The organism is Pseudomonas sp. ABa2, from assembly GCF_056676075.1.
The window spans coordinates 3,142,404-3,168,007 of the sequence record NZ_CM155239.1 but is presented as its reverse complement, the minus strand read 5'-3'; the positions used below and the strand labels follow the sequence as shown (position 1 = coordinate 3,168,007).

The 25,604-nt window shown below is 65.0% G+C and carries 20 protein-coding genes; 19 read left to right on the top strand and 1 reads right to left on the bottom strand.

Annotated elements, in window-relative coordinates; genetic code table 11:
- Positions 1-8 precede the first annotated feature (8 nt).
- From AC1G9C_RS15190 to AC1G9C_RS15100, 19 genes are all read left to right on the top strand, one after another.
- Positions 9-170 (top strand): hypothetical protein, encoded by a 162-nt coding sequence (locus tag AC1G9C_RS15190; protein WP_480408019.1) that lies wholly within the window; start codon positions 9-11, stop codon positions 168-170.
- Entirely contained in the window at positions 167-652 is a 486-nt protein-coding gene (locus AC1G9C_RS15185) for a lysis system i-spanin subunit Rz (protein ID WP_480408018.1), read from the top strand. The genes AC1G9C_RS15190 and AC1G9C_RS15185 overlap by 4 nt, the downstream gene beginning before the upstream one ends.
- Positions 649-867 carry a hypothetical protein gene (locus AC1G9C_RS15180; protein WP_480408017.1) on the top strand — a complete coding sequence of 73 codons (219 nt, stop codon included), beginning with the start codon at positions 649-651 and terminating at the stop codon, positions 865-867. Before AC1G9C_RS15185 ends, AC1G9C_RS15180 begins: the two co-directional genes overlap by 4 nt.
- A gap of 334 nt (positions 868-1,201) precedes the next feature.
- On the top strand, positions 1,202-1,687 hold the full coding sequence (locus tag AC1G9C_RS15175; protein ID WP_480410416.1) for a Gp49 family protein: 486 nt from the start codon (positions 1,202-1,204) through the stop codon (positions 1,685-1,687).
- A gap of 10 nt (positions 1,688-1,697) precedes the next feature.
- Positions 1,698-2,303, top strand: coding sequence for a hypothetical protein (locus tag AC1G9C_RS15170; RefSeq protein ID WP_480408016.1), 606 nt, complete (start codon positions 1,698-1,700; stop codon positions 2,301-2,303).
- Positions 2,300-3,712, top strand: a complete 1,413-nt coding sequence (locus AC1G9C_RS15165; protein ID WP_480408015.1) for a hypothetical protein — start codon at positions 2,300-2,302, stop codon at positions 3,710-3,712. The genes AC1G9C_RS15170 and AC1G9C_RS15165 overlap by 4 nt, the downstream gene beginning before the upstream one ends.
- Positions 3,709-4,413 carry a hypothetical protein gene (locus AC1G9C_RS15160; RefSeq protein ID WP_480408014.1) on the top strand — a complete coding sequence of 235 codons (705 nt, stop codon included), beginning with the start codon at positions 3,709-3,711 and terminating at the stop codon, positions 4,411-4,413. Before AC1G9C_RS15165 ends, AC1G9C_RS15160 begins: the two co-directional genes overlap by 4 nt.
- 96 nt (positions 4,414-4,509) lie before the next feature.
- On the top strand, positions 4,510-5,718 hold the full coding sequence (locus tag AC1G9C_RS15155) for a hypothetical protein (protein ID WP_480408013.1): 1,209 nt from the start codon (positions 4,510-4,512) through the stop codon (positions 5,716-5,718).
- A complete protein-coding gene (locus AC1G9C_RS15150; protein ID WP_480408012.1) occupies positions 5,715-6,224 on the top strand; it encodes a hypothetical protein in 510 nt (169 codons plus the stop codon). The genes AC1G9C_RS15155 and AC1G9C_RS15150 overlap by 4 nt, the downstream gene beginning before the upstream one ends.
- A gap of 12 nt (positions 6,225-6,236) precedes the next feature.
- Positions 6,237-6,656: a phage tail fiber protein gene (locus AC1G9C_RS15145; RefSeq protein ID WP_480408011.1), complete on the top strand. Its 420-nt coding sequence runs from the start codon at positions 6,237-6,239 to the stop codon at positions 6,654-6,656.
- On the top strand, positions 6,646-7,092 hold the full coding sequence (locus AC1G9C_RS15140) for a hypothetical protein (protein WP_480408010.1): 447 nt from the start codon (positions 6,646-6,648) through the stop codon (positions 7,090-7,092). The genes AC1G9C_RS15145 and AC1G9C_RS15140 overlap by 11 nt, the downstream gene beginning before the upstream one ends.
- A gap of 12 nt (positions 7,093-7,104) precedes the next feature.
- Positions 7,105-9,048 (top strand): hypothetical protein, encoded by a 1,944-nt coding sequence (locus AC1G9C_RS15135; protein ID WP_480408009.1) that lies wholly within the window; start codon positions 7,105-7,107, stop codon positions 9,046-9,048.
- Positions 9,045-11,429, top strand: coding sequence for a hypothetical protein (locus AC1G9C_RS15130; protein WP_480408008.1), 2,385 nt, complete (start codon positions 9,045-9,047; stop codon positions 11,427-11,429). The genes AC1G9C_RS15135 and AC1G9C_RS15130 overlap by 4 nt, the downstream gene beginning before the upstream one ends.
- Positions 11,422-12,363, top strand: a complete 942-nt coding sequence (locus AC1G9C_RS15125) for a hypothetical protein (RefSeq protein WP_480408007.1) — start codon at positions 11,422-11,424, stop codon at positions 12,361-12,363. The genes AC1G9C_RS15130 and AC1G9C_RS15125 overlap by 8 nt, the downstream gene beginning before the upstream one ends.
- Positions 12,363-12,914, top strand: coding sequence for a hypothetical protein (locus tag AC1G9C_RS15120; RefSeq protein WP_480408006.1), 552 nt, complete (start codon positions 12,363-12,365; stop codon positions 12,912-12,914). The genes AC1G9C_RS15125 and AC1G9C_RS15120 overlap by 1 nt, the downstream gene beginning before the upstream one ends.
- Entirely contained in the window at positions 12,911-13,465 is a 555-nt protein-coding gene (locus AC1G9C_RS15115) for a hypothetical protein (RefSeq protein WP_480408005.1), read from the top strand. Before AC1G9C_RS15120 ends, AC1G9C_RS15115 begins: the two co-directional genes overlap by 4 nt.
- 70 nt (positions 13,466-13,535) lie before the next feature.
- The gene (locus AC1G9C_RS15110) at positions 13,536-15,287 is read left to right on the top strand and encodes a hypothetical protein (RefSeq protein WP_480408004.1); all 1,752 of its coding nucleotides are present in this window, start codon (positions 13,536-13,538) and stop codon (positions 15,285-15,287) included.
- A 481-nt stretch (positions 15,288-15,768) separates the two neighbouring features.
- Positions 15,769-16,365 carry a J domain-containing protein gene (locus AC1G9C_RS15105; RefSeq protein WP_480408003.1) on the top strand — a complete coding sequence of 199 codons (597 nt, stop codon included), beginning with the start codon at positions 15,769-15,771 and terminating at the stop codon, positions 16,363-16,365.
- A gap of 232 nt (positions 16,366-16,597) precedes the next feature.
- Positions 16,598-25,366, top strand: coding sequence for an LPD38 domain-containing protein (locus AC1G9C_RS15100; protein WP_480408002.1), 8,769 nt, complete (start codon positions 16,598-16,600; stop codon positions 25,364-25,366).
- Here the strand turns inward: AC1G9C_RS15100 and AC1G9C_RS15095 are convergent.
- A complete protein-coding gene (locus tag AC1G9C_RS15095; RefSeq protein WP_480408001.1) occupies positions 25,363-25,578 on the bottom strand; it encodes a hypothetical protein in 216 nt (71 codons plus the stop codon). The genes AC1G9C_RS15100 and AC1G9C_RS15095 overlap by 4 nt on opposite strands.
- Positions 25,579-25,604: the final 26 nt, after the last annotated feature.

Genomic DNA, 25,604 nt, shown 5'->3' with positions numbered 1-25,604 from the left:
GGTATCCGATGCAATGGCTCGTACCGCTGTCCGTGTTCCTGCTGGCGTTTGTGTTCTGGCGCCTGTCCTGGCGAACCGATGATCGTGTCGCGGCATGGAGCCGCTTCACCATCGCCGTGTTGCTGGCGCTGCTGAGCGTTGCTGTCGCGATCGGGATGGCGCTCCAGTGATCAGGGTCTTGCTCGTCGCATGCGCCGGCCTGGCGATCGCCCTGGTGATGGTCTGGCTGCGTCTCGACACCGTGTCGCTCGAGCGTGATGGCGCTGTGAAAGTCGCTAAGCAGATTGCTGCATCGGTCGAATCCCTGCGCGGCACCCTGCGCCTGCAGCGCGAGCTGGCCAACGACCAGGCCGCGATCGAGGCCACCTATCTGGAGGAGAAACAACGTGCTGAAGACCGCGCTGAATATCTGCGCCGCTGCCTTGCTGATGGTTCTTGCGGGCTGCGTGTCGCAGCCACCTGCCCCTCAGTGCGAGTGGGGCCAGCCGGGGCCGCTGCCGGCGAGCCTGATGCAGGAGCCCCAGAACTTACACCTGCTGCTCGACGAGCTTATCCAGCCATCGTTGCCGGCCTCAAAGTCCAGCGAGCCCAGATAGTCGGCCTGCAGGACGAGCTGAGGCTGCTGCACAGCCAGTGCAAGTTGGCTCCATGAGCGAGGAGGGCGAGGCGACCAACGTCGTCCGCCTGGATGATTTCAGGCCGCACCTGGTGCTGGCCGCCGCCGACCGGTCGGTGCACATCGTGCCGGTGGCGCTAGTTGAGGCGGTGATCGAGGGCAGGAAGCCCTTCACTGCCATGGATGAACGGGCCGTCCGGGCAATGCTGCTGGACTACCTGACCATGCTGCAGGAGCAGCACGAACCGTAACAGCAACCGAAACCAAAACCGGAGCAACCCAATGACCACCATCACCCCCACCGTCGGCCGCGTGCTGCACTTCATCCCCACCGCCGACTACATGGCCAGCCGCAAGATGGCTTTCGGTGATCCGTCGCAGCCGCTGGCTGCTGTGATCGCCTACGTCCACAGCGACACCATGGTGAACCTCACCGTATGGGACCAGAACGGCGAGCAGTTCGGCGTGTGCAGCGTGCCGCTAGTGCAGGGCGACACTCTGGCCGGCGGCAGCTTCTACGCGCAGTGGATGCCGTATCAGAAGGGGCAGGCGGCGAAGACGGAAGCCGCTGAGTGTGCTCTGTCCATGGCAACGAAGGCCTTCGGTCAAGTCACCAAAGTCGCTCAAGGCGGCTGCGATGCCATCGAACAGGAAATCCAGGTCAAGGGCCTTACCGCGCCGCGAATCACGCCTGCGGATATCCAGGCGAACATCGCGAGCGAGCACTACTTCACCGCCGCGCAGGGGGCCTACGGCACCAGCGACTGGGCGAAGGGTCTGCCAGGCCCGTTCTGCGAGGATGGGCGCAAACCCGATGCGCTCGACCTGCTGACCTTCTGCGTCCTGGTGCTGCGCAACGGCTTCACCGTCACTGGCGAGTCTGCCTGTGCCAGCCCGGAGAACTTCGACGCCGAGATTGGCCGCACGATAGCGCGCCAGAACGCTGTGCAGAAAATCTGGCCGCTGATGGGCTACGAACTGCGCAGCCGTCTGCATCAGCGTGCGCTCTACGAGGCCGAGCCGAAGGTCGGCTATGGCAACGCCCAGGGACCGGCACAGGCCGGCCAGTAAGGAGAACGGCATGTCGGCGCCAGAAATCCCCATCACCATCACCCGCGGCAAGACCTTCGAGTTCGGCTTCCTTTACGCTGAGGACGAGCTGCTGTACCTGCCGATCACCGGCATGCCGAGCAAGGCGCCGGTGCGCCTGACGGTGGTAGGGCACGGCGTGCCGGACGGCTGGCCGGTGCAGGTCACCTGCGTGAAAGCGCCGGACGAGCTCAACACGCCCGACGATGAAAGCCAGATCGCCAAGCTGGTGGACGCCGACACCATCGAGCTGAACGCCCTGAACGCCCACTGCTGGAAGGCGTTCAGCGGCTCGGGCCTGCTGGTGCTGAACAAGCCGATGGATCTGACCGGCTGGCACTGTCGGGCCCAGGTGCGCGACCGGGTGGGCGGCGAAGTGCTGTTCACCTGGCACAGCGATCCGGGCGAAAGCCCCGACGGCGAAATCGAGGTCGACCTGGCGCACAGCGCCTTCGTGCTCAAGTTGGACGCCGCCACCGCGGCAGCCTTGGAGTGGAGGCGCGGCAAGTACGACGTGGAGGCGATCGCCCCGGGCGGCGAGGTCTACCCGCTGACTGCGATCAGCGATATCGAGGTTGCTGACGAGGTGACCGCATGAAAGTGATCGCCGCCGGCCAGGTGGCCAAGCCTATCGTCCTGGGCGCAGCACCGCGACGGATGCCGGTTGTGATCTTGGCGGGTCTGCGCGGCGCGCCAGGGGCTGGTGGTGGCGGTAGCTCCGGTGTCAGCAGCTTCAACACCCGCACCGGAGTCGTGACGCTGACCGGCGCCGATGTGACCACTGCCCTGGCATACACGCCAGCGAACAATGCCAGCCTGGCGGCCGTCGCATTCAGCGGCAACTACAGCGACCTGACAGGGAAGCCATTCATTCCGGCCGCGCCTGGCGATATCGGCGCCGCCACCGAAGCGCAGGGCGCTCTGGCCGACACGGCTGTGCAGCCTGCCGCGCTGGCCGTGCAACTCGACCTGAAGGTCGACAAGGTCGCTGGCTACGGTCTGAGCCAGGAGAACTTTACCGCGGCTGAGAAGGCCAAGCTGGCAGGGCTGGAAGGCAGCCGCTTCAAGGGCGTGTTTGCCAGCCTTGCCGCTCTGCAGGCTGCATTCCCAACCGCCAGTGCAGGCGACTACGCCGATGTAGATGCTGGCGTGGGCAGTGCGACCATCCGCTATGTATGGGACGCTAGCGACGAAGAATGGCAGCCGATTGGTTCCGGTACGCCGCTCACTGCGGCCGACATCAAGACTCTCTACGAGAGCAATCCAGACACCAACGCCTACACCGATGCTGAGAAGTCGAAGCTGGCTGGCATCGCTGCCGGCGCCACGGCGAATGACAACACCGACAGCCTGGCCGAGGGTTCGACCAACTTCTACCACACCGCGGCGCGCGTGCTTGCCACTGTGCTCAGCGGCCTGAGCCTGGCCAGTGGTGCCGCAGTGGTCGACACCGACAGCGTGCTGGTGGCGTTCGGCAAGCTGCAGCGCCAGATCAACGACTTGGCCGCGGCGATCGGCGGCAAGCAGGACGCGCTGGTCAGCGGCACCAACATCAAGTCGGTCAACGGCAACAGCCTGCTCGGTAGTGGCAACCTGAGTATTGGCGCGGTCTGGGGCGCTCTGACCGGCACACTCTCCGATCAGGCCGATCTGCAGACCGCTCTCAATGCCAAAGCCGGGCTTGCTGGGAGGCCGTCACGCACCATCATCGCTAGCGGCGCAGTCACCCCATCCGACGCCGGGAAGTGGCTGCTGTGCGACAGCGCAACACCAATCACGCTGACTATCGGCGCAGAGGCAACTGCAAGCTGGGCTGTCAGTGGCGTGTTGCCGGAGTTTTACGTGCTGCAGGTCGGCGCTGGCGCAGTGACCGTTACGGGGGACGGGTTTTCAGTGACCTATAACGCTGCAGATACAAACGTATTGGATGGTGCAGGTTCGGCCGCTACGCTGCTGCGCACTGCGAGCAATACGTGGTGGATGGCCGGTAGGATGGCGGCAGCGTGAGTAACCCGGGAATCCTGGCGCAGCGCCGGCAAGGTGGCGGCGGACCTACGCCGCTGCCGGGGCCTGAGCAGACGGTTGATTTCATTGCTGGCTCGTATCTCAACCAGACGAATGCGACAAGCAGCCGTTCGCTGGTACTTCCGGGGACGATGGTTGTAGGCGACTTGATGATTGCAACCGTCTATCACAGTGGGGTTGTGACGGCACCAGCTGGCTGGACGCTCTATCTGGCCGTGCCTGGGACAAGCGCGTTCTTGAGTGTGTACACAAAGACTGCAGAAGCGGGCGATATAGGCGCGAACATGACATGGACGCAGAACGTTTCCGCGAACTTCACGGTGCACTACACCGTGTTCAGAGGTGCGCAGCCGCTGAGTGTGCTGTCCAACGCGACGGCGAACGGGACCACTGCGGAAACCAATCTGGCTATGCCTGAAACGTCTCCTACAAGGAAGGGGCAGTACCTGTTGAATGTTCTATCAAGAGCGTCCGCGAACAATGCATTCCCGGCAACGCTCACTTACAGCGCTGGTTGGGATGTTAAGTCGACTACGTCGGAGGCCTCACTGCCGATACGTAAGACCCTGGCGATCAGGGAGGCTGTCAACGAGGGAGATACAGCCGCAACGCTATCCATGACTCCAGTTTCTGGCAGCCCATCGTGGCGTGCAGCGCAATTGCTTATCGGCTACACGCCATAACCTCTGACCCCCTGTAGGGTTCGCCATCGTATCCCGTGACCTTGAGACTTTCACCTGTACCGCCTGGGGTTCTCCCGGGCTCAAGGTGAAAGCGGAATGGCGCGTCAGGAAAACTGGAAACTTGGGATCGACAACAGATCGCCGGCTGCACGCATTGCCGCCGGCGCTGTTCGTGACTCCCTGAATTTCTCGCCGACCGACGCCGGCACCTTCGCGCTGCGCCCTGGTTTCGAATCGATCTTCTCCGGCTCGCGCATTCGCTTGGCCTTTCCTGTCGGGCGTGGCCGCGCGCTGGTTGCTGACGACACCGGCCTGGTTGAGCTGGATCTGCTGTCGCAGGCTGCCCGCACGCTAGCGACCATCACGCCAGCTGGGCCGCTTTGCGCAGCAAGCCTGGCAGGTGACACCTTCGTCGCATCGGCGCGTGACATGTTGCGCTATTCCGGCGGCGCTGTGCGCCCATGGCTGGTGCCGGAGGCGCCGGACAACTTCGCCGTGAGTCTGGTCGACGGCAGCCTGCAGCCTGGGCTCTATCGCCTGGCCTGCACCTTCGTCGATGCCTACGGCGACGAGTCGGGCGTGATGGATCCGCTGCGCATCAGTGTGCCTGCTGGCAAAGCGCTGCAGGTTGACGTACCAGTGCCGCCGGCCGGCCTGAGCGTGCGCCTGTACGCAAGCGTGGCGAACGGTGAAACCCTCTACCTGCAGGCGTCCGATGCTGGCGTGCGCCAGGTCGGCGCTGTGCGAGACGACACTGCCCGCTGCACCACGGTCGGCCTCTGCGCGATGCCGCGCCCTGACGCGCTGTGCGTGCTGTCCGACTCTCGCCTGGTGAGCGTGCGCGGCAAGTGCCTGTACCTGAGCCGGCCCTACCGCCCGCACCTCCACGACCCCGTGGCCGATTTCTTCCAGTTCGAGGCGGTACCCGCCGTGGTGCTGCCCTGCGGCGCCGGACTGTTCGTGTGCGCGGGGCAGGGCACCTACTTCCTCAATGGCATCGGAACCGAGCAACCGCAGGCGCCGAAGGTGCTGGAGTACGGCGGCGTTTCCGGTACCGGCCGCGTGCTGCCGGACAAACGCTGCGCCTGGATGTCGCCCTATGGGGTGGTGGTGGGCACACCTGATGGGGTGGCTTCGCCGATTGCCAGTGAGCGCTTCGTGCCGCAGCAGGGTGATCGCGGGGCAATGGGCCTGGTGCACAGCAACGGCAGCTCGCTGCTGGTTACCACAATGCGCGGTGCTGGCGAGGGCGTCAGCCCGCTGGCCGCCCGCGACTACTTCCAAACGGAGTACATCGAGCCATGAAAGAGCATGGGAAATGGGGGTTTCGTTACGACTACGAGTACTCCGAGGGCGGGATCATCGTCGAGCGTGGTCATGCCACCAATCTGATCCCGCAGGTTGGTATGGACCATCTGGCAGGCCTTCTGCGGGGCACGGCGACGCCGATCAGCAGCTGGTACCTGGGGCTGTTTTCCGGCAACTACGTGCCGGAAGACACTGGTGTGACCGCGGCCGACCTGCCGGTGAATGTCGGTGAGTTCACGGCCTATGAGGGGGCGTCGCGCCTGGACTGGGAGCATGAGTACGACGACTTGAGCGAGGTCAGTAACGCCAACAACCGCGCCGAGTTCGTTTTTACCGGGTCTGGCACGGTGCGTGGCGGCTTCCTCATTTCCAACTCGACCAAGGGCGGCAACACCGGCTTGTTGATGTCGATCGTCCGCTTCCCCAACCCGCGACCTGTTGAGCCGGGCGGCATTCTGCGCGTGCTGGCTGGTGTCGTGTTCATCCCGACCACTGTTGCGTAATAGGAGACGACCGTGAGCAATTCCAGTCATGCCAGCCAGGAGATCATCCGGCTGCTGTTCACCACCGTGGCACTCGCCACGCGCCCGACCGTCTGGTACGTCGGCCTGCACACCGGCGACCCCGGTATCGACGGCAGCGCAAACGAGCTGACGACGGTGACCGACCCGAACTACGAGCGCACCGCGGTGACCTGGGACGAGAGCGTTGTCACCAGCCTGACCCGTGTAGCCAACGACGCCGAGGTGGCATTCCCTGCGTCCGGCGCGGCCGGCAGCTACAACGTCCAGTTCATCACCATCTGGGACGCCGACACCGCCGGTAACTGCCTGGCGCGCCTGCCGCTGGTGCCTGAACGAGTCGTGGCGCCGGCCGGCATTGTGCGTTTCCCCATTGGCGAAATCATCATCGAGGGCGGCATCAATGACGACTAAGATCAGCACCGGCCTGTCCGGTTACATGCTGGCCACCGGCTCGCTGCGGCAGGCCTTCGCGTCCAGTTTCATCCGCGTGTACCAGGGCACCGAGCCAGCCACCGCGGATGCGGCGCTGCCGGGCGACGCCACGCTGCTGTGCGAGATCAGCGTGGATGGGGAGGGCAGCGGCATCAACCTCAATGCCACGGCCGACGGTACCTACATCAGCAAGAGCCCGACCGAGACCTGGCGCGGTGAAGCGCTGGTGACTGGCACTCCGACCTACTTCCGTTGGGTGACCGGGCCGGATGCCGGCGGCGCCAGCAGCGTGCTGCCGCGCATCCAGGGCAAAGTCGGCCTGGCCGGGGTGGAGCTGAATTTCTCGTCGCTGAACTTCGTCGAGGGGGCGATCCAGAAGGTCGACTATTTCGTCGTGGCCATGCCGTCGAACTGATGGGGGAGCGTCATGGCGAACCGCCTGGTCAAGCCGCCGCGGATTACGCAAACCGCTGAGGTTAAGCACGTCCCGTACCGGCCGGCGTACTGCATCAGCACTACGATCAGATCCGGCAGCGGACGCTCAACCGGGTTTAAGAGCAGCGGCACCCCAGGGTTGCCGCTTAATTTCAGTGGGCCGTACATGCTGGCTACTGCGCAGGCCAGCCCCATCGTGTTTGCTGGTGGTGCTTACGCGGGAAGCATTGCTAAAGGTGGTGGCGAAACTTCGCTGACCAGCTCTACCAGTACCGCCTGCTACCCGGCTCGGCCAGAAATCAAGGGCGAGCCGGCCAGGCTGGTGGTTTCCCTTGAGCCAGGCTGGAACGCCAGCGCCTCGTCTCGGCAGCGCCTGGTCGGCGACTTCGTGTTCAGCTTCGAGGTGTGCGCCTACCCTATCGGGGTGGTGATTGGTGTAGCGCCAGCCAATCAAGACACGCTTTTCGCCACTGCAGAGCACGCCTTCTACCTGCGCGGCGATCAGATCAGTGTGTTGGAGCGGGGCGAGATCGTTGCGAGCTGCCCTTTCTCGCCGAGCGATCTGGTTCGCCTGAGCATCAGTCGGGTCGGGCAGGTGGTGGTCTACTCAGCCGATGGCTGGGCCTACGTCAGCCTGAGTGCCTCGATCGGTGACAAGGTCGGCGATGCGCTGTTGTACTCGGCCGGCGACTATGTGGATAACCCGGCTATCTCAGTGGCGATTGCCGCTCGCGCAGTAGGCGCGGTCGGTATCCGCAGCCGCGTGCGCGATACGGCATCGGCACGCGGGCGGGTAGGCTTCACCGCGGCCATGCGCAAGGTGCGTGGTTCGCTGGGGATCAGAGGCAGCGCCTCGGCGGTGCTCGATACCGCAGCATCGGCTCGCGGTCGGGTGGGCTTCTCCGGTAGCGCCAGGCCGAGCACCAACGAGGGGGCGGTCACCTTGCCCGGGTTGCAGCTGTTCGCCAGCGACCGCCAGACCGCGTCGGGCAATGTGGCGCTGGCGCGCCCGGTCGTGAGCGGTGATGCCGGGTTCGCGCTGCCCGACATTGCCGTCGGGGCCCTGGGGATTCCGGCGCCTATGCTCAGCGGCATCATGCTGGTGGGCAGTGCAGGATCTGGTGACGTGACGCTGCCTGCGCTGGAGGTGATCGGCGCCGACTATGCCTATGGCATCGGCCGCGTGCAGTTGCCGGCCGTTGATATGGCTGGCCGCGAGCGCGTCTACGACCCCGACGGCGAGTACATGCTCGAGCTGGTGTATCTGCAGGCGCAGCTGGCCACCGACAACGTCGCCTATGTGGCCTGGCGCGAGCGCGTTGGGGTGGGTTTCGACCTGATCGTCTCGGTGTTCATCGAGGACATGATCTACGAGACGCTGATGGTCGGCGACAAGATGAGCCAGTCGCAGATCATGTACGAGGCGCTGCGCAGCGCCGTGAGCATCTACAACTCGGGCAGCCTGGTCGATGACGTGGTGCTGCAGTACGCCACCAACCTGGTGACGGGCGCGGCCTCTCGCTATGAGGGCTTCGCCTTCTCGGGGTTCTTCAACGATGGCCTGGACAGCTACGCCTACGACGAGAACGGGGTGTACCGAATCGTCGATGGCGCCGGTGACGATGGTGAGCCGTTGTCGGCCGCGATCGACTTCGCCGCCGCCGGCGCTGACAGCAGTGCCGAGAAGTACCTGACAGCCGCTTATTTTGGCATCGACACCGACGGTCAGGTCTATGCGCGGGTGACCACTCAGGATGGACGCGAGCAGCTGTACAAGGCGATCCCGGCCAAGGCGCATCATCGCGCGGTGACCGCCAAGGGCGTGACTGCTCGCTATTGGCAGGTGCGCCTGGAGTTGACCGATGCCACCTTCGCGGATCTGGATAGCGTCGAGTGGGACATTCCAGTCGCGCGCCGCCGGATGCATTCGAAATGAGGCCGGTGCGCGTGCGTTTCGCCTGCAAACCTGACCCGGTGGTGCGCCGGCGGGTTATCTCGGTGGGCGAGGAACTGCCGCCCGGGCAGACGCGCAACTTCGTGTTTCGCGGCTATTTGTGCAAGCTGGTCGCCGAGCGTGACGTCTGCCTGGCCGATGTGATCGACATGCCCGTCAGGCTGCTGGGCTTTCGCGGCCCGCTGTTCCGGCTGGGCGAGTTCAGCCCGCTCGGGTACACCGTAGCCGGCAAGCGTGCGCACTACTCCCCCGACAGCCAGCAGGATGAGGCGCTGTCGGCCAGGCTCAAGGCGAAGTACTACGCCAGTGCGGTGCACGGCAGTGCGACGGTGGCGCGCGCCTATGTGGGGGCTGTCATGCCGCCTCGCTATGGCGAACTCATCACGCGCGCAAGCCTGAGCATGGCGTTTCAGTCTATCCCCGCTGACCAGACCATGGATGGCTTCTTCAATGGCTGCGATACCCAGCAGTTTCAGTTGGGGTTGCAGGTGCTTGGTGATGGTCCGCGGTTGGATGCAGTGATTCGCGAGAGTTGGCTGGGGCTGGCTGGCTTGACCTTCGCTACGCCCTACAGTGCCAAGACGTTGCCAGCGCTCGCGGATGCGCCCAGCCCTGCCGGACCATTCCAATCGCCGTATCGGCCGCGCTGGAGTGTGCCGCAGCCGCGCCAGGTGGCCATGCCTGCGGCCCAGTCAGTGATGGTGGGCGAGCAGCAGCAGGTGCTGCTGGGTGTGCAGGTGGCCTTCGATATGCCGGAGCACCATTTCATTCTCGCTGACAAGGGTAATGGCGCCATGTGGTACTCGCTGCAATTTCCGCATGCCAAGGCCGCGCGCACTGGGTTGGTGGTGATGGGGTTCGGGCGTGAGCCGTTCATCGAGGACGAGCTTCCTGCGGGGGTCAGTGTGGAGTACTCGACGGTCGACGCAGTGCCGGCCTGGGCGCAGCCTTCGCAGGAGCCGACCACGCCGCCCGCTGAATACCTGCTGAACAGCGTGGTGGATCTGGTACCGAACGCTGATTGGCCGGCGCACCTGCAGCAGGCGCCCTTCGTGCCTGAACTGCGCATAGCGCCGGCGGTGTTCACCACGGATTTCTCGCTGATTGAGTACTACCCCGACTTGTCGACCCAGGACTGTTTTCGCCCCTGCGTGGTCGGCGCCCTACATGCGACCGAACTGGATGGGGTGGTGGAGTTTGTGGCTGCGGTGCGTGCGGTTGATGAGCACCTGCTGCCAATCACCAGCGAGCTGCGCTTCGACGATAGCGCCGGCATCACGCCGGGCGAAGCGGCCAAGGTCAAGGTCACGCGCACCGGGTTACTGGTGGTCAGCTACACCATAGCCACGGGCGAAAGCACCACGCGCCTGCTGGCTCCGGACGTAATCGGGTCGGACCAGTGCCCCTGGTACGACAGCGGCACGATGGATGGCGCGATCGCCTACTACCCGCAGGTGCTGTGGGGGGGCGTGGTGAACGGTAAGCGGTGCTATGCGGTGCGGGCATTGCGCTACCTGCGCAGCGTGTTCCTGGGCAGCCTGCTGCAGGATGTCGACGGCGGTTGGTGGTGGTTCACCGACAACTATCGAGGCTGGCGCGTCGGGTCGACCGAGGATATCCGGCCGCCGTTGTACCGCACCGATCTGGGCTTCGGCCCTTACATCGACCGCGACCAGCCAGAGGAACTGTGGTGGGTGGTGGATGATGTGGTCCAGCGCGTTGCGTTACCTGCTGGCTATCGTGCCGTGACCAGGGCCAGGCAGACCAGCTTCGCCGTCGAGGGCCAGAACGACCTGAGCGCCTACCTGGCCGAGCTGTATGCGCACATGGGCATCTACGGCGGGCCAGGCACATCGGACTTCGTGTGGCAGGAATATGCGCTCGAGGAGTACCTGCTGCCCAACACCTTACAGCAGCAGTTCGCGGAAGTGGCTGATAACCGGGTGCTGTACTTCCTGCCGCCGAATGATGAGCCGGGTGTCCTGCGGCTTCAGGTATTCGACGGCGAGGCGGTGGCCGACTACGGCGAGGTCGCGGTGCCCTGGGTGTCTGGTACCCACTACACCAGCGCGGAGAACCGATATCCGGTTTATGCCCTGACCTGCTACCAGCGCGAGACCTGGCTGGATGGCGAGTTGGTCACGCCGGCGGGGCTGATCCTGACCGTCACCAGTGGGGCTCGCGGCTATGCGCTGATCTCGCGCGACGGCGCCGCAACCTGGCATCCACTTGTGGCCGCGCCGGACAGCTTCGAGGCGGGGCAGAACTCAGGCATCCCCGGGCACGGTTACATTTTTTCCGGCACGGCCCTGTGGTCGCCAAAGCCGGGCTACCCCTATGTGAAGGAGAACGCCGATGGCTGAGTTCGAGGATGTAACCAGCTTCCTGCAGTCGCAGTCGAGCCGGGCGCTGACGGACGCGATCAACACCCGGAACATGATCTGGAACCAGATGCCGGGCTCGGTGAAGGAGCGGCGCCTGAGTTTCGATTTCACCAAGCCTGCGCTTGGCGGCCCCCCGAAACTCTCGGACATCTTCGGTATGGGCGACAGCACCAATCCGGAGATCATGCGCCTGAACGGCGAGGCCGATGCCTGGATGGCCAAGTACTGCCCAGCGATCAGCGGCGACCTGCAGACGGTGCCTGAAGACATGCTGCTGGGAATTATCTCCGGCTCCAAGCCATACGGGCAGGATCGCACTGTGCTGGAGATCGTCTGGAACCAGGCGCGCGATCGCGCGTACCGGGCGAGCGATGCCGAGGTGCGCACCCTCGAAACTCGCTTCGCGGGGGCAGGGTTCCCCTTGCCGCAAGGCGCCATGGTGGCCGCCATCACCGCGGCCGAGCAGCGCGCTGGCCAGGCGATCGCCGAGGTGAACTGGCAGCAAGCGATCAAGGACGCCGACATCAAGGTGGATCTGCTGAAGTTCGCGGAAGAGCAGGCGATTCGCCTAAAGCTCGGCCTGCTGTCGCAGATGGCTGAGTTCTATCGCATGTGGTACGCGGTGCCTGACCGCGATATCGAGAGGGCCAGGGTGCGCGCGCAGGCACAGGCGACCTTCTATTCGGCGCTGGGCAACTACCACAACGTTGAACTGGCGTTCGAGGCTATGCGCCTGGATATCGCCAAGGCCAAGGTCGATGTGGGGCTGATGCACGACCGTCACAAGGTGGCTCTGGAGACCGGCAACAACACCAGCGGGGCACTGGGGCAGGCCACCAGTGCGCTGGCGCAGGTGGCGGCGTCGAACGGCGCAGCGGCGTCTAGCCTGGTGGCCAAGGTGGAGGATGTTTGATGGCAATTCCGTACTCGGTATGCATCTTCCCGCCGGAGCGATTCCAGGCAGACAAAATGTATGTCTTTGAGCTGAACACCGCCGGTGAAGTGGCCCGTGAGGGTTGGATTGCATGCCCCGGGCTAGGCATTCTGCCGGCGTTGTCTGGGCCTGATGGGGCATTCTACTTCGCGCGCGCTGAAGGCATGGACGGGGCCGGCATCACTTTGTATCGCTCTGAACTGGTTGCCGAGGAGCTGGAGCCGACGCTGGAGGTGCTGCGGGTAGTTGACCTTGAACTGCCGGCACACCTCGCATCGTTTATTGCCGACGTGCCGCCACCATCGGTAATTTGGCTCGACTCACAGGCGGCGATGATTGGTTATGCGGCCTACAGCTACGACGCTGGTGGGACGCTGGTTCAGAACGGGGTTGCCTACTGTTCGACGCCGGCAGGCCTGCAATCGATCGCCGCTATTGAGGTGTCGGCCTGGCGAGCGCCCAACTGGTTTGCCGCGGTGGAGTTTGATAACGGCGCCTTCTCAACCTTCGCCTGGGGGGTTGCGACATGATCGATGAGTTGGTTATCCAGTACTTCACCAGTTTGCCAGCGGTTGCGCCGGCTGGACCGGCATCAGTCCCTGCTATCACCTACAACCTGCCATCCGACGCCGAGTACCGCACCCATCTCAACGTCGATGCGCTTGATGCGGCTGTTCCGGATGACGACGAGCTGGGCGGGAGAGAGAACGCCAATCGCTGCGCACAGGTACTGGCGCCATTGATCCGGGCGCTTAAGTACTACGCGGGAGAGGGTAATAGCCCTGTGCGGGTGCAGAGCGTTTCAGTGGTGGGGCGCTTGCAAGGCGATATGTGGGTGTTCTTCCTGCCGGCGTCTGGGTTGGTGATGCGCTGCGACGATTCGCTGTCCATTGGCTCTCAGGTGTTCGAGCCGGAGTCCGCTTATCTGGCAGCGGCTCAAATCATGGTCAACGACGGGGCGGCTTTCCCTGTGGTGCCGTGGCAGATGCTGAATTACTTCCTTTCCAGCAGCCTCGACACTTCAATTCCGCCAAGGCCTGCATTCTGGGCATTGCACGTGAAAACGGCGGAAGTGATCTAGGCCCCCTGTAGGGTTTGGGCTTGAGTGGCCAGGGTCTCACAATCCGCTCATCTGAAATGGGAGAGTGGCAATGTACGGCATCCCCAAGCGCAAGAAGGCAGCCGACGGCGGTTTGATCGTCGGCCCTGGCACCGGCACCTCTGATTCCATCGACAAGGAGGTGCCGGCTGGCTCCTATATCCTGCCGGCCGACACGACCGCCAAGCTCGGCTTCGGTCTGCCGGGCTACAACGGTAATCCGAAGATGCCGCAGAAGGAGCAGCCTAGGCTGGGTATCCCCGGCTACAACAAGCAGGTGCCGGTAGCGGTGAGCAATGGCGAAATGGAGCTGCCGCCGGAGCAGGTGCACGCCGTCGGCGCCGCCGTGCTCGACCAAGTCAAGGACGCCACCCACCAGCCGAAAGGCTTCGGCCTTAGCCGGGAAGTGCTTGCCGCAGCCAAGGGGGCTCGCGCCGAAGAGCCGCGGCAATTCTTCGCCGACGGTGGCCTGGTGGATGACGAAGAGCGGCCGGGTGGCTTTGGATTCCCGGGGCGCAGTACCGGCACTGTTCAGCGTGAAGAGCCGCGGCTGGGCTTGCCGCGCTCTGGCCAGCGGCCGGTGACTGAACAGCCGAGGCTTGGCCTGCCAGGCGCTGCACGCGAGACCGCACCGCGGTCTGGCCTGCTGGATGTGCCGGTAGGTCTCAGCCAGGCTGCAGCTGGCGCGCTGCGTGTGCCAGTGGCCGCCGGCCAGGACGCGCTGCGCAATGTGGCGGCCTATGCCACGGGTGCCGACCCAGACCAACTGCCTGGCGGCGCAACCCGCTTCCGTGACGAAGCGGTCGGTCAGTTTCAATCCGGCCTGGAGCGGGTCGGCGAGGGCGTCTCTGGCCTGCAGCAGGCCGGGCGTCGCGCTCTGGGTATTCAGCCTCAGCAGGAATCTACCGCGGCGCCTGCCACCGATGAGCCGAGGCTGGGTATTCCGCGCCCCCGAGCCACTGAGCCGGAACAGCCGCGTCTTGGTCTGCCTGGGCCGGTGCGTGAGGCTTGGGCCCGGGCAAATGGTGGCATCGCGGCGCGTGTCGGCGCCGACGGCGTGCCGGAGTTCAGCAACGACCCCGCTGCAGTTGCCGGGGCGGGCGACATGCCGGCTGGTGGGGTTGCGCGGGTTGGCGATGGTGTCGGCGGGCGGCTGTCGGTCGGCGATCCTGGCGATGCTGAAGCCGCTATCGCTCGGTTCCAGCGCGCCAACGATATCCGCCAGCAGACCCTGGCCGAGAATCGCGGTACCGTCACCGGGCTGACCGACAATCGTGGCCGTCCGACCCTGGAGGATCGTCAGCGGGTGCGCCTCGATCTGGATCAGGCGCAGGCGGAAGGGTTGCGCGCGCAAACTCAGCAAGGCAGTGCGCTTGCCGGGCAGCAACTAGCGGCCGAAAGCCAGCGCATGGGCACCGAGCAGCTCAACCAGCAACGCCTACAGCAGCAGATCGCCGAGGGCGACCTGGGCATGCAGGACCGCCAGCGCCTGGAGCAACTGCGTTCGCAGATCGCCGACCCGAACCTCAGCGAGGAAGAGCGCAACGTCGCGCGGCAGGCCTACAATGTCCTGGCCACCCAGGCGAAGGATCGCTACATAACGCAGGACGTGATCTTGGATCGAGACGAAACGGGCAGGCCGATCGTCGGCAAGCAGGTGCTGGACGTAACCACCGGCCAGCCCGTGTCGACTGGAGGGCAGGGAAATCAGGGTAGGCAGGCGCCTGCTGTTGGAACTCAGCAAGGTGGGTATGAGTTTATCGGTGGTGATCCGGCCAGCCCGAGCAGTTGGCGTAAGGTGTGATCCGCTACATGTAGGAGCACCAGGGGCCTGGGTTTTCCTTTTCGCAGGCTTCCTTGGTGCTGGGCTGGGGGACGTCATACAGCCTGTTGCATGACGCCCTGATCATGTAGGCGGCATCGCGGCTGCGAGTGTCGCCTGACTTGCTCAAGGCACAGTCCGCACCTGACTCGAAGGAGAACACGCCGCGTCCAGAGCCTTTCGGGACTGACTCAAGGCCGCCAGGAAAATTTGCACGGCAGACCTGCACGGCAGCGGAGGCTGCGTGATCGTTCTCCAGTCCAGGCAGCTTATCCAGCAGGCACGTCGCATAGTTGCCGGCTTGAGCGTGGACGGCGAGAGTGAGGAGCGCTGAGGTGGCGAGCAATTTGATCATGCTGGCGTTATAGACCTCAATGTGAGGTTAGGGCAAACCCGAAGCTGATTATTGGATGATGATGCGCCACGGTGATAGCCTCATGCCATTGGCTAGGAGCGGCCGAGAATGCGCACCCATTACGACAACCTTCACGTCAGCGAAAAGGCGAGCCCAGAAGTCATTAGGGCTGCATACAAAGCTCTCGCTCAGAAGTGGCATCCCGACAAGCATAGCGAGCAGCGGGAGAAGGCCGAGCGCTACTTCAAGATTATAAATCGAGCATTTGAAGTGCTTTCGGATCGGGAAAGCCGCGCTGACTACGACGCCTGGCTAGAGGAGCAGCGGGGCAACGCCAGCGAATCGTTCTCGCAGGCCATCATGGAAAAGTCCTGGAATGAAGGCCGAGAAGCGGGTGTGCATGGGATCAGTTCAAGCACCTGCACCAGGAGTGGCACTTATCGGAAGGCCTGGCTTGACGGTTATCAAGTAGGTGTTGAGCGTAGAGCCGAGATGGCAGAAGCATGGGAAAGCGGCAGGCGTTCTGGTGAGCGGGGAGGGTCGTCAGGAGATTGCCATTATCGTGACGATGATCTGGTACGCGCCTGGGGTGAGGGATTTCAGGCTGCTTTGCTGAGAGGTCAAAGTAGTAGTGGCCTACACTGGTTTTTCATGTGGTTGGCGATAGTGCTGGCCGCTACTTTCATCTTCGGGGTGATGAGCTAGATACAAACCCCCTGTAGGGTTAGGCCATATTTGCGCCACCTCTGAAACTCCCGCTACGGCGGGATTTTCTTTTTGGAGGGTGGCAATGGCTGGGCCTTGGGAAGAGTACGGGCAAAGCAACAGTGCAGGCGATGGGCCGTGGTCGGAGTACGGCGGCATTCCGGATGCGAAACCATCCCCAAAGCAGAACACCTCCCTTCTCGGTGACTTGGGCACCGACCTCAAGCGCGGCGTGCAGCAGCTGCCTGGCGTGGTCACTGGCCTGGCCGATGTGGGCGTGGCTGGCTTGACCGGCCGCCGTTTCGTCGATGAAGCCGCGGACAAGGTGGGCGAAGCGACTGGCTTTCAGCCGAGCCAATGGCAGGAAGAGGCTCGCGAGGAGTACAGCCCGGCGCGCCAGGCCGGTACCGCCGAGATTGACCAGGCCTGGGAAGAGGGCGACGCCCTGGATGTTGCCGGGGCCTATGCGCGCAACCCGGGGAACGTGGCCGGCCTGGTGGCCGAGTCGATTCCTCAGATGCTGGCTGGCGGCGCCATCGGGCGAGGCGCCCTGGTTGGCGGGCGTGCCGCTGGGCTGATCGCCGCGCCGGCCACGGCTGGGCAGGCGGCGCGCCAGGCCATTGCCGCGGGCGCCGGCGGCGAGGGTGCGGTGATCGCCGGCGGCACGATGGACCAGATCGACCGCGAGGTTGACCCGCAGCGAGCGGCTGCCGCTGCAGCAGGCGCTGGCGTTATCGGGGCCGCGCTGAGTGGTTTCGGCGCCAGGCTGGCGCAACGTGCCGGCCTGATCGATGTGGATAGCGTGCTCGCTGGCGGCGTTGGCCAGGCTGCCGGGCAGGCGCCGGGGCTGGCGCGCCGGGTGGCTGGCGGCGCCTTCACCGAAGGCGTGCTCGAGGAACTGCCGCAGTCGATCCAAGAGCAGATGCTCCAGAACTGGGCCGAGCGCAAGCCGCTGATGGAAGGCGTGCCGCGCGCGGCCGTGGAAGGCACGCTGGCTGGCTCCGCTATCGGCGGTGCGGTGAACGTGGCGCGGCGCCCATCCGAGCAGATGGGGATTGACCCTGCTGCAGGCCCGCTGTCTTCCGCAGCGGCTACCGCAGTGGACGGCGCAGCAACTCCCGTGCGTGACGCCACCCGTACCGGCTTGCTGAGCGGAGCGCCGGAGCCCCAGCCTGGCGACGGGTACCAGCCCATCGATCAGCAACTGGCGATCGCGCAGGAGCTCTTCCCGACCGACCTCGATGCCGAAGGCAATCTGCACTTCTACCGCTACGACCGCGACTTGCAGGTGATGGTCGAGGTGCCGGAGGCTGAGGCGCTGGCGGCCGCCAGGGCGCAGCTTGCCCAGGCTGAGCGGGAGGGTTTCGACCCGCAGGACACGCGCGGCCTGGATGAACTGGTGCCGCAGGTCGAGGAGCTGCCGGAGCAGCCGCCACTGCCGACAGTGGAGGTGGATTCTGGCCCGCAGGCTGTTGAGCGGGTCGAGCAGCCGCTGCCGCTGGCCACGGTCGATTCCGACACCGGGCCGATGGTGGTCGAGGAAGTGCAGGCCACGCCCGTCGCTGGTGATTCCAACTTCGAGATCCGCGTGCAGAAGAACGGTCGCCCCTTCCGCGGCGAGCGTGACGTGCGCCTGCTCAAGCTGTTCAACGACCTGCAGCAGGCCGGCGAGCGGCCGGTGGTCGTGCCGCATGAGGGCGGCTGGGCGGTGGCCGTGCCGCGCGAACCGGCAGCGCCGCCGGCGCCGCTCGGGTTGCCGGCACCGAGCACCATGGTGGTGGACAGCCAGGGCAACGCCGAGCGCGGCGCGACCGCGCCATTCGTCGAGCCGCGCGCCCAGGTTCGCCCCATCGGCGGGCCCGGTATGGAGCGGCAGGCGCCGGCGAGCAGGGTTGATCGGCAGGCGCAGGAGGCGGCCACCTCGCCGAGCAACGACCTGCCGGAGCCAAGCCAGGCGCAGATCGAGGCCGGCAACTACCGCAAAGGCCACGTGCGCGTGGCAGGGTTGGATATCTCGATCGAGAGCCCGCGCGGTTCCGTTCGGCGCGGCCGGCGGCCAGATGGCAGCGAGTGGTCGCACGAAATGAGCGACCACTACGGCTATATCCGCCGCACCGAGGGTGCCGACGGCGAGCAGGTCGATGTGTATGTCGGCCCGCAGGAAGACAGTGAGCGGGTGTTCATCGTCGACCAGGTGAACCAGCAGGACGGCAGTTTCGATGAGCACAAAGTGATGCTCGGCTATCCGGACATGGAGGCCGCGATCGCTGCGTACCGCTCCAACTTCGACGCCGGCTGGAAAGTGGGCCCGGTCACTGAGCTGTCACGTGACAGGTTCCGTGACTGGTTGCGTGACGGCGATCTGACCGGCCCGCTGCAGGAGGCGCAAGATGCTGATAGTCGGGCAGGGGCTGCTGATGACGGAGCCGCAGGCAATCCGCCTGCTGCAGCAGATGCGGCTGATAACGTGGCGCGAGAGCCAGTTGTGGCTGAACGGCCTGCCGCTGCCGGGCGATCGGCAGAATCTGGTCGACCTGGTGTTCCTGCTGCAGTTCAGGGGGCCGACGGACAGCGTGCACTGAGCGAGCCGCCGGCGGATCAGCAGCAGGATCAACCCGCACTGCCAGAGATCCTGGCGATGCCGCGCAAGCGCTACATCGACCGCCAGGCCAAGGCCGCCGGCATCAAGAAGGGGTCGCCTGGCTATGACCAGGCTATCCAGCGCCTGCAGGATCAGTACGAGGCGGATGTCGATCGCGCCTCGGCCGGGCTGACCTTCGAGCAATACAACGCCCTGAACAGCGACAGCCCCGCCGGCGTTAACCGCCAGGCCTGGGAGGCGCTGCGGCAGGAGTACGGTGTCGATCAGAGTGATGTTCCGCAGCCGGCCGCCGAGCAGGCCACCCAGGAGGGTGAGCGGTCCAAGGAGAAGATCGACGACTTCGGCGAACGCCTTGAGGGCGCCCGCAAGTTCATGAGCTATACCCAGCGCCTGGAGGAGGCCAGCCAACTGGATGTGGCGGCTGTGCCGCTGTCCAAGTCGTGGCCTGAGCCGGATTATCAGGCAATGCTGGACGAAGGCGCGGATCCATGGGGCGTTGCCTTCATGCGTGCCGCCCGCGAAGAGATCCCGACCAAGCCCAGCAAGAGCTACAAGCTGTCGCGCTGGAGCGATCAGGTGAAGGCTTTGCGCGATATGGCGCAGCAGGTCGCCGGCGATCCTGACTATGCCCAGCGGGTGAAAGCCAGAGCAGGAGAGTTCAGTACCCTGGATCGGGGGTTCCTGGGGCGCGTCGAGCTCTACGAGCGCTTCGGTCACGCGGTGCCGTTGAAGGGGGTCACGTTCCGATCGAACTGGTACAGCCTCTACCACGGCGAGAAGAACGTCGAGAAGTGGGTGGTGGCAGGGAAGCCCGCCAAGTCGATGCTCAGCAACTGGCCGCGGGAGATTGCCGTCGGCAATACCCGAGACGAAGCGCTCGTCGGATTTTCCCGCTGGCACGCCGCTCAGGTCGCCAAGCCGGAGGCTGATTCGGCAGGGCCTACCGTGCGCTTCGACCTGTTCACGGATCGATACACCCGCGAAGTCTTCATCGGCAAGAAGAACGGCAAGCGTGTGGTGAAGATGAAGACCTTCCCCAGCCTGCGCGAGGCGTCCGACTACCGGCGTGATCACCAGGCTGATCTCGAAGCGCAGTACCAGCGCATGAAAGAGGCGCCGCCGACCAGGGCAGAAGACAACGCGCCCCGCCTGGGCGTCGACCACCGCAACGGTCAGGACGTAACGCCTGAACTGTTCGCCGAGACGTTCGGCTTCCGCGGTGTGCAGTTCGGCAACTGGGTCGAGGACAAGCGCCGGCAGCAAGACCTGAACGATGCGTTCGATGGGCTGATGGACCTGGCGGGCATCCTGAACATCCCGGCGCGATCGCTCTCCCTCAATGGTGAGCTTGGCCTGGCGTTTGGCGCACGCGGCCGTGGCGGTAGCGACGCTGGTGCTGCGCACTACGAGCCCGACACCGTGGTGATCAACCTGACCAAGGCGCGGGGTGCTGGCTCCCTGGCGCATGAGTGGTGGCATTCGCTGGACAACTACCTGAGCCGCGCCAGGAATCAGGATGGATACCTGACCGAGAGCCCGTACGAGCGTGGCCCAGGCGTGCGTGCTGAACTGGTTGCGGCGTTCAAGGAATTGATGCGCGCCATCGGCACCACCGGTATCAAGGCCCGCTCCGAAGAACGCGACAAGATGCGCACGTCGGACTATTGGTCCACCGGCCGCGAAATGACGGCGCGGGCATTCGAGAGCTACGTGATCGCCAAGCTGGATGATCACGGCCTGCGCAATGACTACCTGGCCAACGTGATCAGCGGCGAAGCGGTGGAGCGGGAGGACAGTTACCCATACCCGACGGCAGCAGAGATTCCGGCGGTGCGCGCGGCCTACGATGGCATCTTCAGCGTCATCGAGTCGCGCGAGGACAGCGACGGGAATGTTGCGCTGTACTCCAGGCAGAGCTATCGCCTCGGCCAGCCTGGTGGTGGCAGCCGGGCGGCGCAGATCCGCTTGCAGCTCGCTCGTCTGACCGGAGGCTGGCAGAACGCCCCCGAGGTCAAAGTGGTGCAGTCGGTGAAGGACTTGCCGGACCGCCAGCGCCGCACCGTCGAGCGTGATGGGGCATTCGATATCGAGGGCACCCTGAGCGACGGCACGGTGTACCTGGTGGCCGACAATCTGCGCGATGTGAAGCATGCGGCGTTCGTGCTCCAGCACGAAGTACTCGGCCATGCCGGCCTGCAGGGCGCCTACGGCGCGCGCCTCAAGCCGCTGCTGATGAGCATCTACAACGGCAACCCCGAACTGAAAGCCCAGGCCGACCAGTTCGTGCGGCGGCATGGGTATGAGCCGGCCGTGGCGATGGAGGAGGTGCTGGCCGACATGGCGGCCGATGGTTCGATCCAGCAGCAGGCATTCTGGTCGCGCTTGGTGGCGGCCATGCGTGCGGCCTTGCGCTCGATCGGCATGAATCTGCAGTGGAGCGAGGGCGATATCCAGCTGCTGCTGGGCAACGCGCGACGCTATATCCAGTCTGGCCGCCGGTCTGGCAGCGGGCGCACGGTCTATTCGCGCAACGGCGACAGCGGCCGCCTGGTGGAATTGCTCGATGACAAGGGCCGGCTGTTGGCGCCGAACGGCAAACCGTCGAACCTCAACCAGAAACAGTGGCACCAGGTGCGAAGTGACAACTTCAAGCGCTGGTTCGGCGACTGGCAGGCGGTGGACGCCCAGAAGCGCCTGGACGCCAAGGCGCCGCTGAAGCTGCGGATGCCCGCGTCGTGGAAGGAACTCAGCGAGCGCGAGCGCCTGGCCAAGGTGGAGGAGTCGTTGAAGGGCATGGCCAGGCTCAGCGAGGCGCTACCGCACGATGAGCTGGGCGACGTGACCATGGCCATGTCTGGCGCGAAGAAGGCGGCCTCGACTGCTGCCGACCCGGCCAAGCAGGCGGTGTTGAGCAAGTTGCAGCAGTCGTTTGAGAACTCGATCTACGCGAGCAGCACGCTGTCGACCCAGAGCGGGCAGACCGCCGCGTATCACAAGCTGCTGGCGCCGATCGATATCGATGGGGTTCCGCTGGTGGCGGTGTTCACCGTGCGGGAGGACGTTAACGGTCGGATGTTCTACAACACGGTGACCGTCAACAGAAAAGAAGACGCCTTGGCAGTTTCTCCGGGCGATGTGAGCAAAGCTCAGGGGTCGCTCCCGGCCAATACCAAGGCGTTGGACACCTTTGTACGTCGACCGCTCGACCGCGTCAATCCCGAGGACGTATCCGCGGTGACGGACGGCAATGGTGAGCCGATGGTGCTGCACCATGGAACCGCCGAGCAGTTCAACGTGTTCGACCAGGGGCGCGCGGGCGTGAGCACCGGGCACACCACGGCGCCGCTGGGTATCTTCCTGACCAGTGACCCCGAGCTGGCCCAGGCCTACGCCGAGAAGGCGACCGACGGCATGCCCGGTCTGGCCAACGTGATGCCGCTGTTTGCCTCGATCAAGACCCCCTACCGCATGAGCATCGCCGAGTCGCAGGCGCTGGATACCACGGACAAGGCGATCGCGTTCCGCCAGAAGCTGGAGCGCGAGGGCTATGACGGCATCCAGCTGCAGGGCTCGCCGACCTGGGTGGCCTTCTACAACAGCCAGGTGAAGTCGGCGACCAACAACACCGGGGCATTCGACGATATCGACCCGGATATCCGCTACTCCCGTGCCAGCCAGCGCGAAATCGAGGCCATGCGCAAGCTGGGCTTGGCCGGCAGCGAGGCGCAGAACCTGCTGGATCAGGTGCGTAATCTGACCCTGGGCGGCCTGCAGGCGAAGCTCAAGGAATGGTCCGTGCGCTCGGAAGAAGGCATCTTCGACGGCCTGGCCGGTATTCGCCGCGCCGAGGAAGCCGTCGGCGTCACGGACGTGAACCAGCAGGGCTATGTCTCCGCGCGGATGGCCAGCGGCATCGCCGACGTGATGCACGGCGTGCTGCACTACGCGGCGCCCGAGTGGCGCGATGGTGTGGTGTCCGGCAAGGCCGGTACCCGCGGCGTGCTGGAGATCCTGGGCGACCTCGGCCAGGACAACCTGACGCCCTGGCTCGCCTGGCTGGGCGGCAAGCGCGGGCAGTTGCTCAAGGCGCAGGGCCGCGAGAACAACCTGAGCGACACCGATATTGCCGAGCTGCTGGCCATGGGCAACGGCATGGAAGAACTGTTCGAGCGGGTATACCGCGAGTACGCGCAGACCAACGAGGCGGTGCTGGACCTGGCTCAAGAGGCGGGGCTGATCGATCAGGATGCCCGGGCCAAGTGGCTGACCGACTACTACGTGCCGTTCTACCGCCAGGACGAGACCGAAGGCATCTTCACCGCACCGCGGTCGAAGCGCGGCCTGTCGCACCAGACTGCCGCCATCAAGGCGCTCAAGGGAGGCGCGGTGCCGACCAACGACCTGCTGGCCAACATGCTGGCCGGCTGGACCAAGCGCATCGACGCAGCGATGAAGAACAAGGCCTTGCTCGAGGTGGTGGACAACCTGCAGGGCAGCGACTTCCTCACCGACGAGAGCCCGCGCTGGCAGCAGGTGCTGATCTCGCGCGACCAGATCGCCCAGCAGATCCGCAAGGATCGCAAGGCCCTGGTGCTGGCCGCCGACTTGCTCGACCTGCCGGCCGGCTCCAACGCCATCAAGGTGGTCAACCAGCTGATGAAGCCGGAAAACGAGGGCTTCGAGAAGCTGTGGACCCGCGTCGCGCCGACCGACCCCGATATCATCCGGGTGCAGCGCGGCGGCAAGAGCGAGTACTACCGGGTCAACGACGAGAGCCTGCTGCGCGGCCTGAAGTTCATCGAAGGCAGCGTGTTCAATGACCCGATCACCAAGATCGGCCGGGCCTTCAAGCGCCTGCTCACCACCGGCGTGACAGCCTCGCCGGACTTCATCCTGCGCAACTTCATCCGCGACGCCGCGCATGCCTGGCTGATCAACAAGGACGGCTTCACCCTCGGCAAGGACTCGATCAAGGGCATGCGCGACGCGCTGCGCGAGGATCAGGACTACCGCGACCTGATGTTCGCCGGCGGCAGCTTCCAGGGCGGCTACGTGCACGGCACCGACCCCGAGGCCTCGGCGCAGATCATCCGCCGCGCGCTGGAGAAGAAGGGCTTCACCCGCACCCAGCAGGACGCCTACCTGGGCAGCCTGGTGAACACCCCGGCCAAGGCCGCGGCGATGCTCGGCATGGGCTGGCAGAAGTACCGGGCCCTGGGCGACAAGGTGGAGAACGCCAACCGCCTGAGCACCTACAAAGCCGCGCTGGAGGCTGGCAAGGGCCGGCGTCAGGCCGCCTACGAGGCCAAGGACCTGATGGACTACAGCCTGCGCGGCAACTTCGCCGCGGCGCAGTGGTTCACCGACGTGGTGCCGTTCCTCAACGCCCGCCTGCAGGGCCTGTACAAGCTCGGCCGGGCGGCCAAGGGCGACAAGACCCTGCTCGCCAAGGAAGTGGCCATGAAGGGCGGCTACATCGCGCTGTTCTCCCTGCTGCTGGCCGGGCTGAACGATGACGACGAGCGCTACCAGGCCCTGATGGACTGGGACAAGGACATGCACTGGCACATCTTCCTGGGCGACCAGCATTTCCGCATTCCCAAGCCGTTCGAGCTGGGGCTGATCTTCGGTACCGTGCCCGAGCGCATTCTGCACGCCATGACCGGCAGCCAGGACAGCGGCGACCTCGCCAGCGCGGTGAGCCGCGGGGTGTTCCAGACCCTGGCGTTCAACCCGGTACCGCAGTTCTACCAGCCTATCCGCGAGCTGCAGGCCAACCGCAACTTCTTCCGCGACGCGCCGATCGAGGACATGAGCGACGAGGGGAAACTGCCAGAGGCACGGTACGACGAGCGCACCAGCGGCATCGGGCGCCTGCTCGGCCAGGTCACCGGGCCAATCGCCGGGCTTTCGCCGAAGCAGATTGACCACCTGGTGGCCGGCTACACCGGCACCATCGGCCAGTACGTGCTGGATATGTCCAGCCTGCTGGTCAGCGCCTTCGATGATGCCGACCGGCCGGCCAGCCGCGCCGGCGACGTGCCGATCCTGAAAGTGCTGTACCAGGGCGATGCGCCGCGCTCCACCAAGTACCAGAGCGAGTTCTACGACATGATGCGCGAGGCCGACCAGCTGAACCGCACCATCAAGGCCTACCGGGAGGAGGGGCGCGTCGAGGCGGCCGACCAGCTGCTGGTGAAGAACCGCGAGAAGCTGCGCCATCGTCCGGCGCTGGGCCTGGCCCGCAAGCAGTTGGGGAACATCCGCAACCAGATGGATGCGGTGTATCGCGATACCCGGATGACGCCGGAGGCGAAGCGGCAGCGCCTGGACGCGCTGCAGCTGCAGGCGAATCAGGTCGCCCAGCGGATCGTGAATCTGGCGGGAGGGGACTTCTAGGCCAGGCCGAGGAGGGCCACGACACCAACCACTGCGCCGCAGAGCAGGGCGAACCCCCAGAAGGTCGACTCAGCCGCGGCGCGCGTGGCCTTGCTGGTGTTGGCGTATAGGGCGTAGCCGATCGCGATCATGACGCCACCGGCTACAGGATTGGCCAGCAGCATGAACATGCCGAGGACGAGAAGGATGCCGCCGATCCAGACTTGAAGCATGCGCGTGTCCTGTTGAGGTGGATGTG

Excerpts from the sequence above, each read along its gene's own strand:
- AC1G9C_RS15190 (WP_480408019.1), top strand. The coding sequence starts at position 9 with ATGCAATGGCTCGTACCGCTGTCCGTGTTCCTGCTGGCGTTTGTGTTC.
- AC1G9C_RS15180 (WP_480408017.1), top strand. The coding sequence starts at position 649 with ATGAGCGAGGAGGGCGAGGCGACCAACGTCGTCCGCCTGGATGATTTC.
- AC1G9C_RS15175 (WP_480410416.1), top strand. The coding sequence starts at position 1,202 with ATGGCAACGAAGGCCTTCGGTCAAGTCACCAAAGTCGCTCAAGGCGGC.
- AC1G9C_RS15170 (WP_480408016.1), top strand. The coding sequence starts at position 1,698 with ATGTCGGCGCCAGAAATCCCCATCACCATCACCCGCGGCAAGACCTTC.
- AC1G9C_RS15165 (WP_480408015.1), top strand. The coding sequence starts at position 2,300 with ATGAAAGTGATCGCCGCCGGCCAGGTGGCCAAGCCTATCGTCCTGGGC.
- AC1G9C_RS15155 (WP_480408013.1), top strand. The coding sequence starts at position 4,510 with ATGGCGCGTCAGGAAAACTGGAAACTTGGGATCGACAACAGATCGCCG.
- AC1G9C_RS15150 (WP_480408012.1), top strand. The coding sequence starts at position 5,715 with ATGAAAGAGCATGGGAAATGGGGGTTTCGTTACGACTACGAGTACTCC.
- AC1G9C_RS15140 (WP_480408010.1), top strand. The coding sequence starts at position 6,646 with ATGACGACTAAGATCAGCACCGGCCTGTCCGGTTACATGCTGGCCACC.
- AC1G9C_RS15135 (WP_480408009.1), top strand. The coding sequence starts at position 7,105 with ATGGCGAACCGCCTGGTCAAGCCGCCGCGGATTACGCAAACCGCTGAG.
- AC1G9C_RS15130 (WP_480408008.1), top strand. The coding sequence starts at position 9,045 with ATGAGGCCGGTGCGCGTGCGTTTCGCCTGCAAACCTGACCCGGTGGTG.
- AC1G9C_RS15125 (WP_480408007.1), top strand. The coding sequence starts at position 11,422 with ATGGCTGAGTTCGAGGATGTAACCAGCTTCCTGCAGTCGCAGTCGAGC.
- AC1G9C_RS15120 (WP_480408006.1), top strand. The coding sequence starts at position 12,363 with ATGGCAATTCCGTACTCGGTATGCATCTTCCCGCCGGAGCGATTCCAG.
- AC1G9C_RS15115 (WP_480408005.1), top strand. The coding sequence starts at position 12,911 with ATGATCGATGAGTTGGTTATCCAGTACTTCACCAGTTTGCCAGCGGTT.
- AC1G9C_RS15110 (WP_480408004.1), top strand. The coding sequence starts at position 13,536 with ATGTACGGCATCCCCAAGCGCAAGAAGGCAGCCGACGGCGGTTTGATC.
- AC1G9C_RS15105 (WP_480408003.1), top strand. The coding sequence starts at position 15,769 with ATGCGCACCCATTACGACAACCTTCACGTCAGCGAAAAGGCGAGCCCA.
- AC1G9C_RS15095 (WP_480408001.1), bottom strand. The coding sequence starts at position 25,578 with ATGCTTCAAGTCTGGATCGGCGGCATCCTTCTCGTCCTCGGCATGTTC.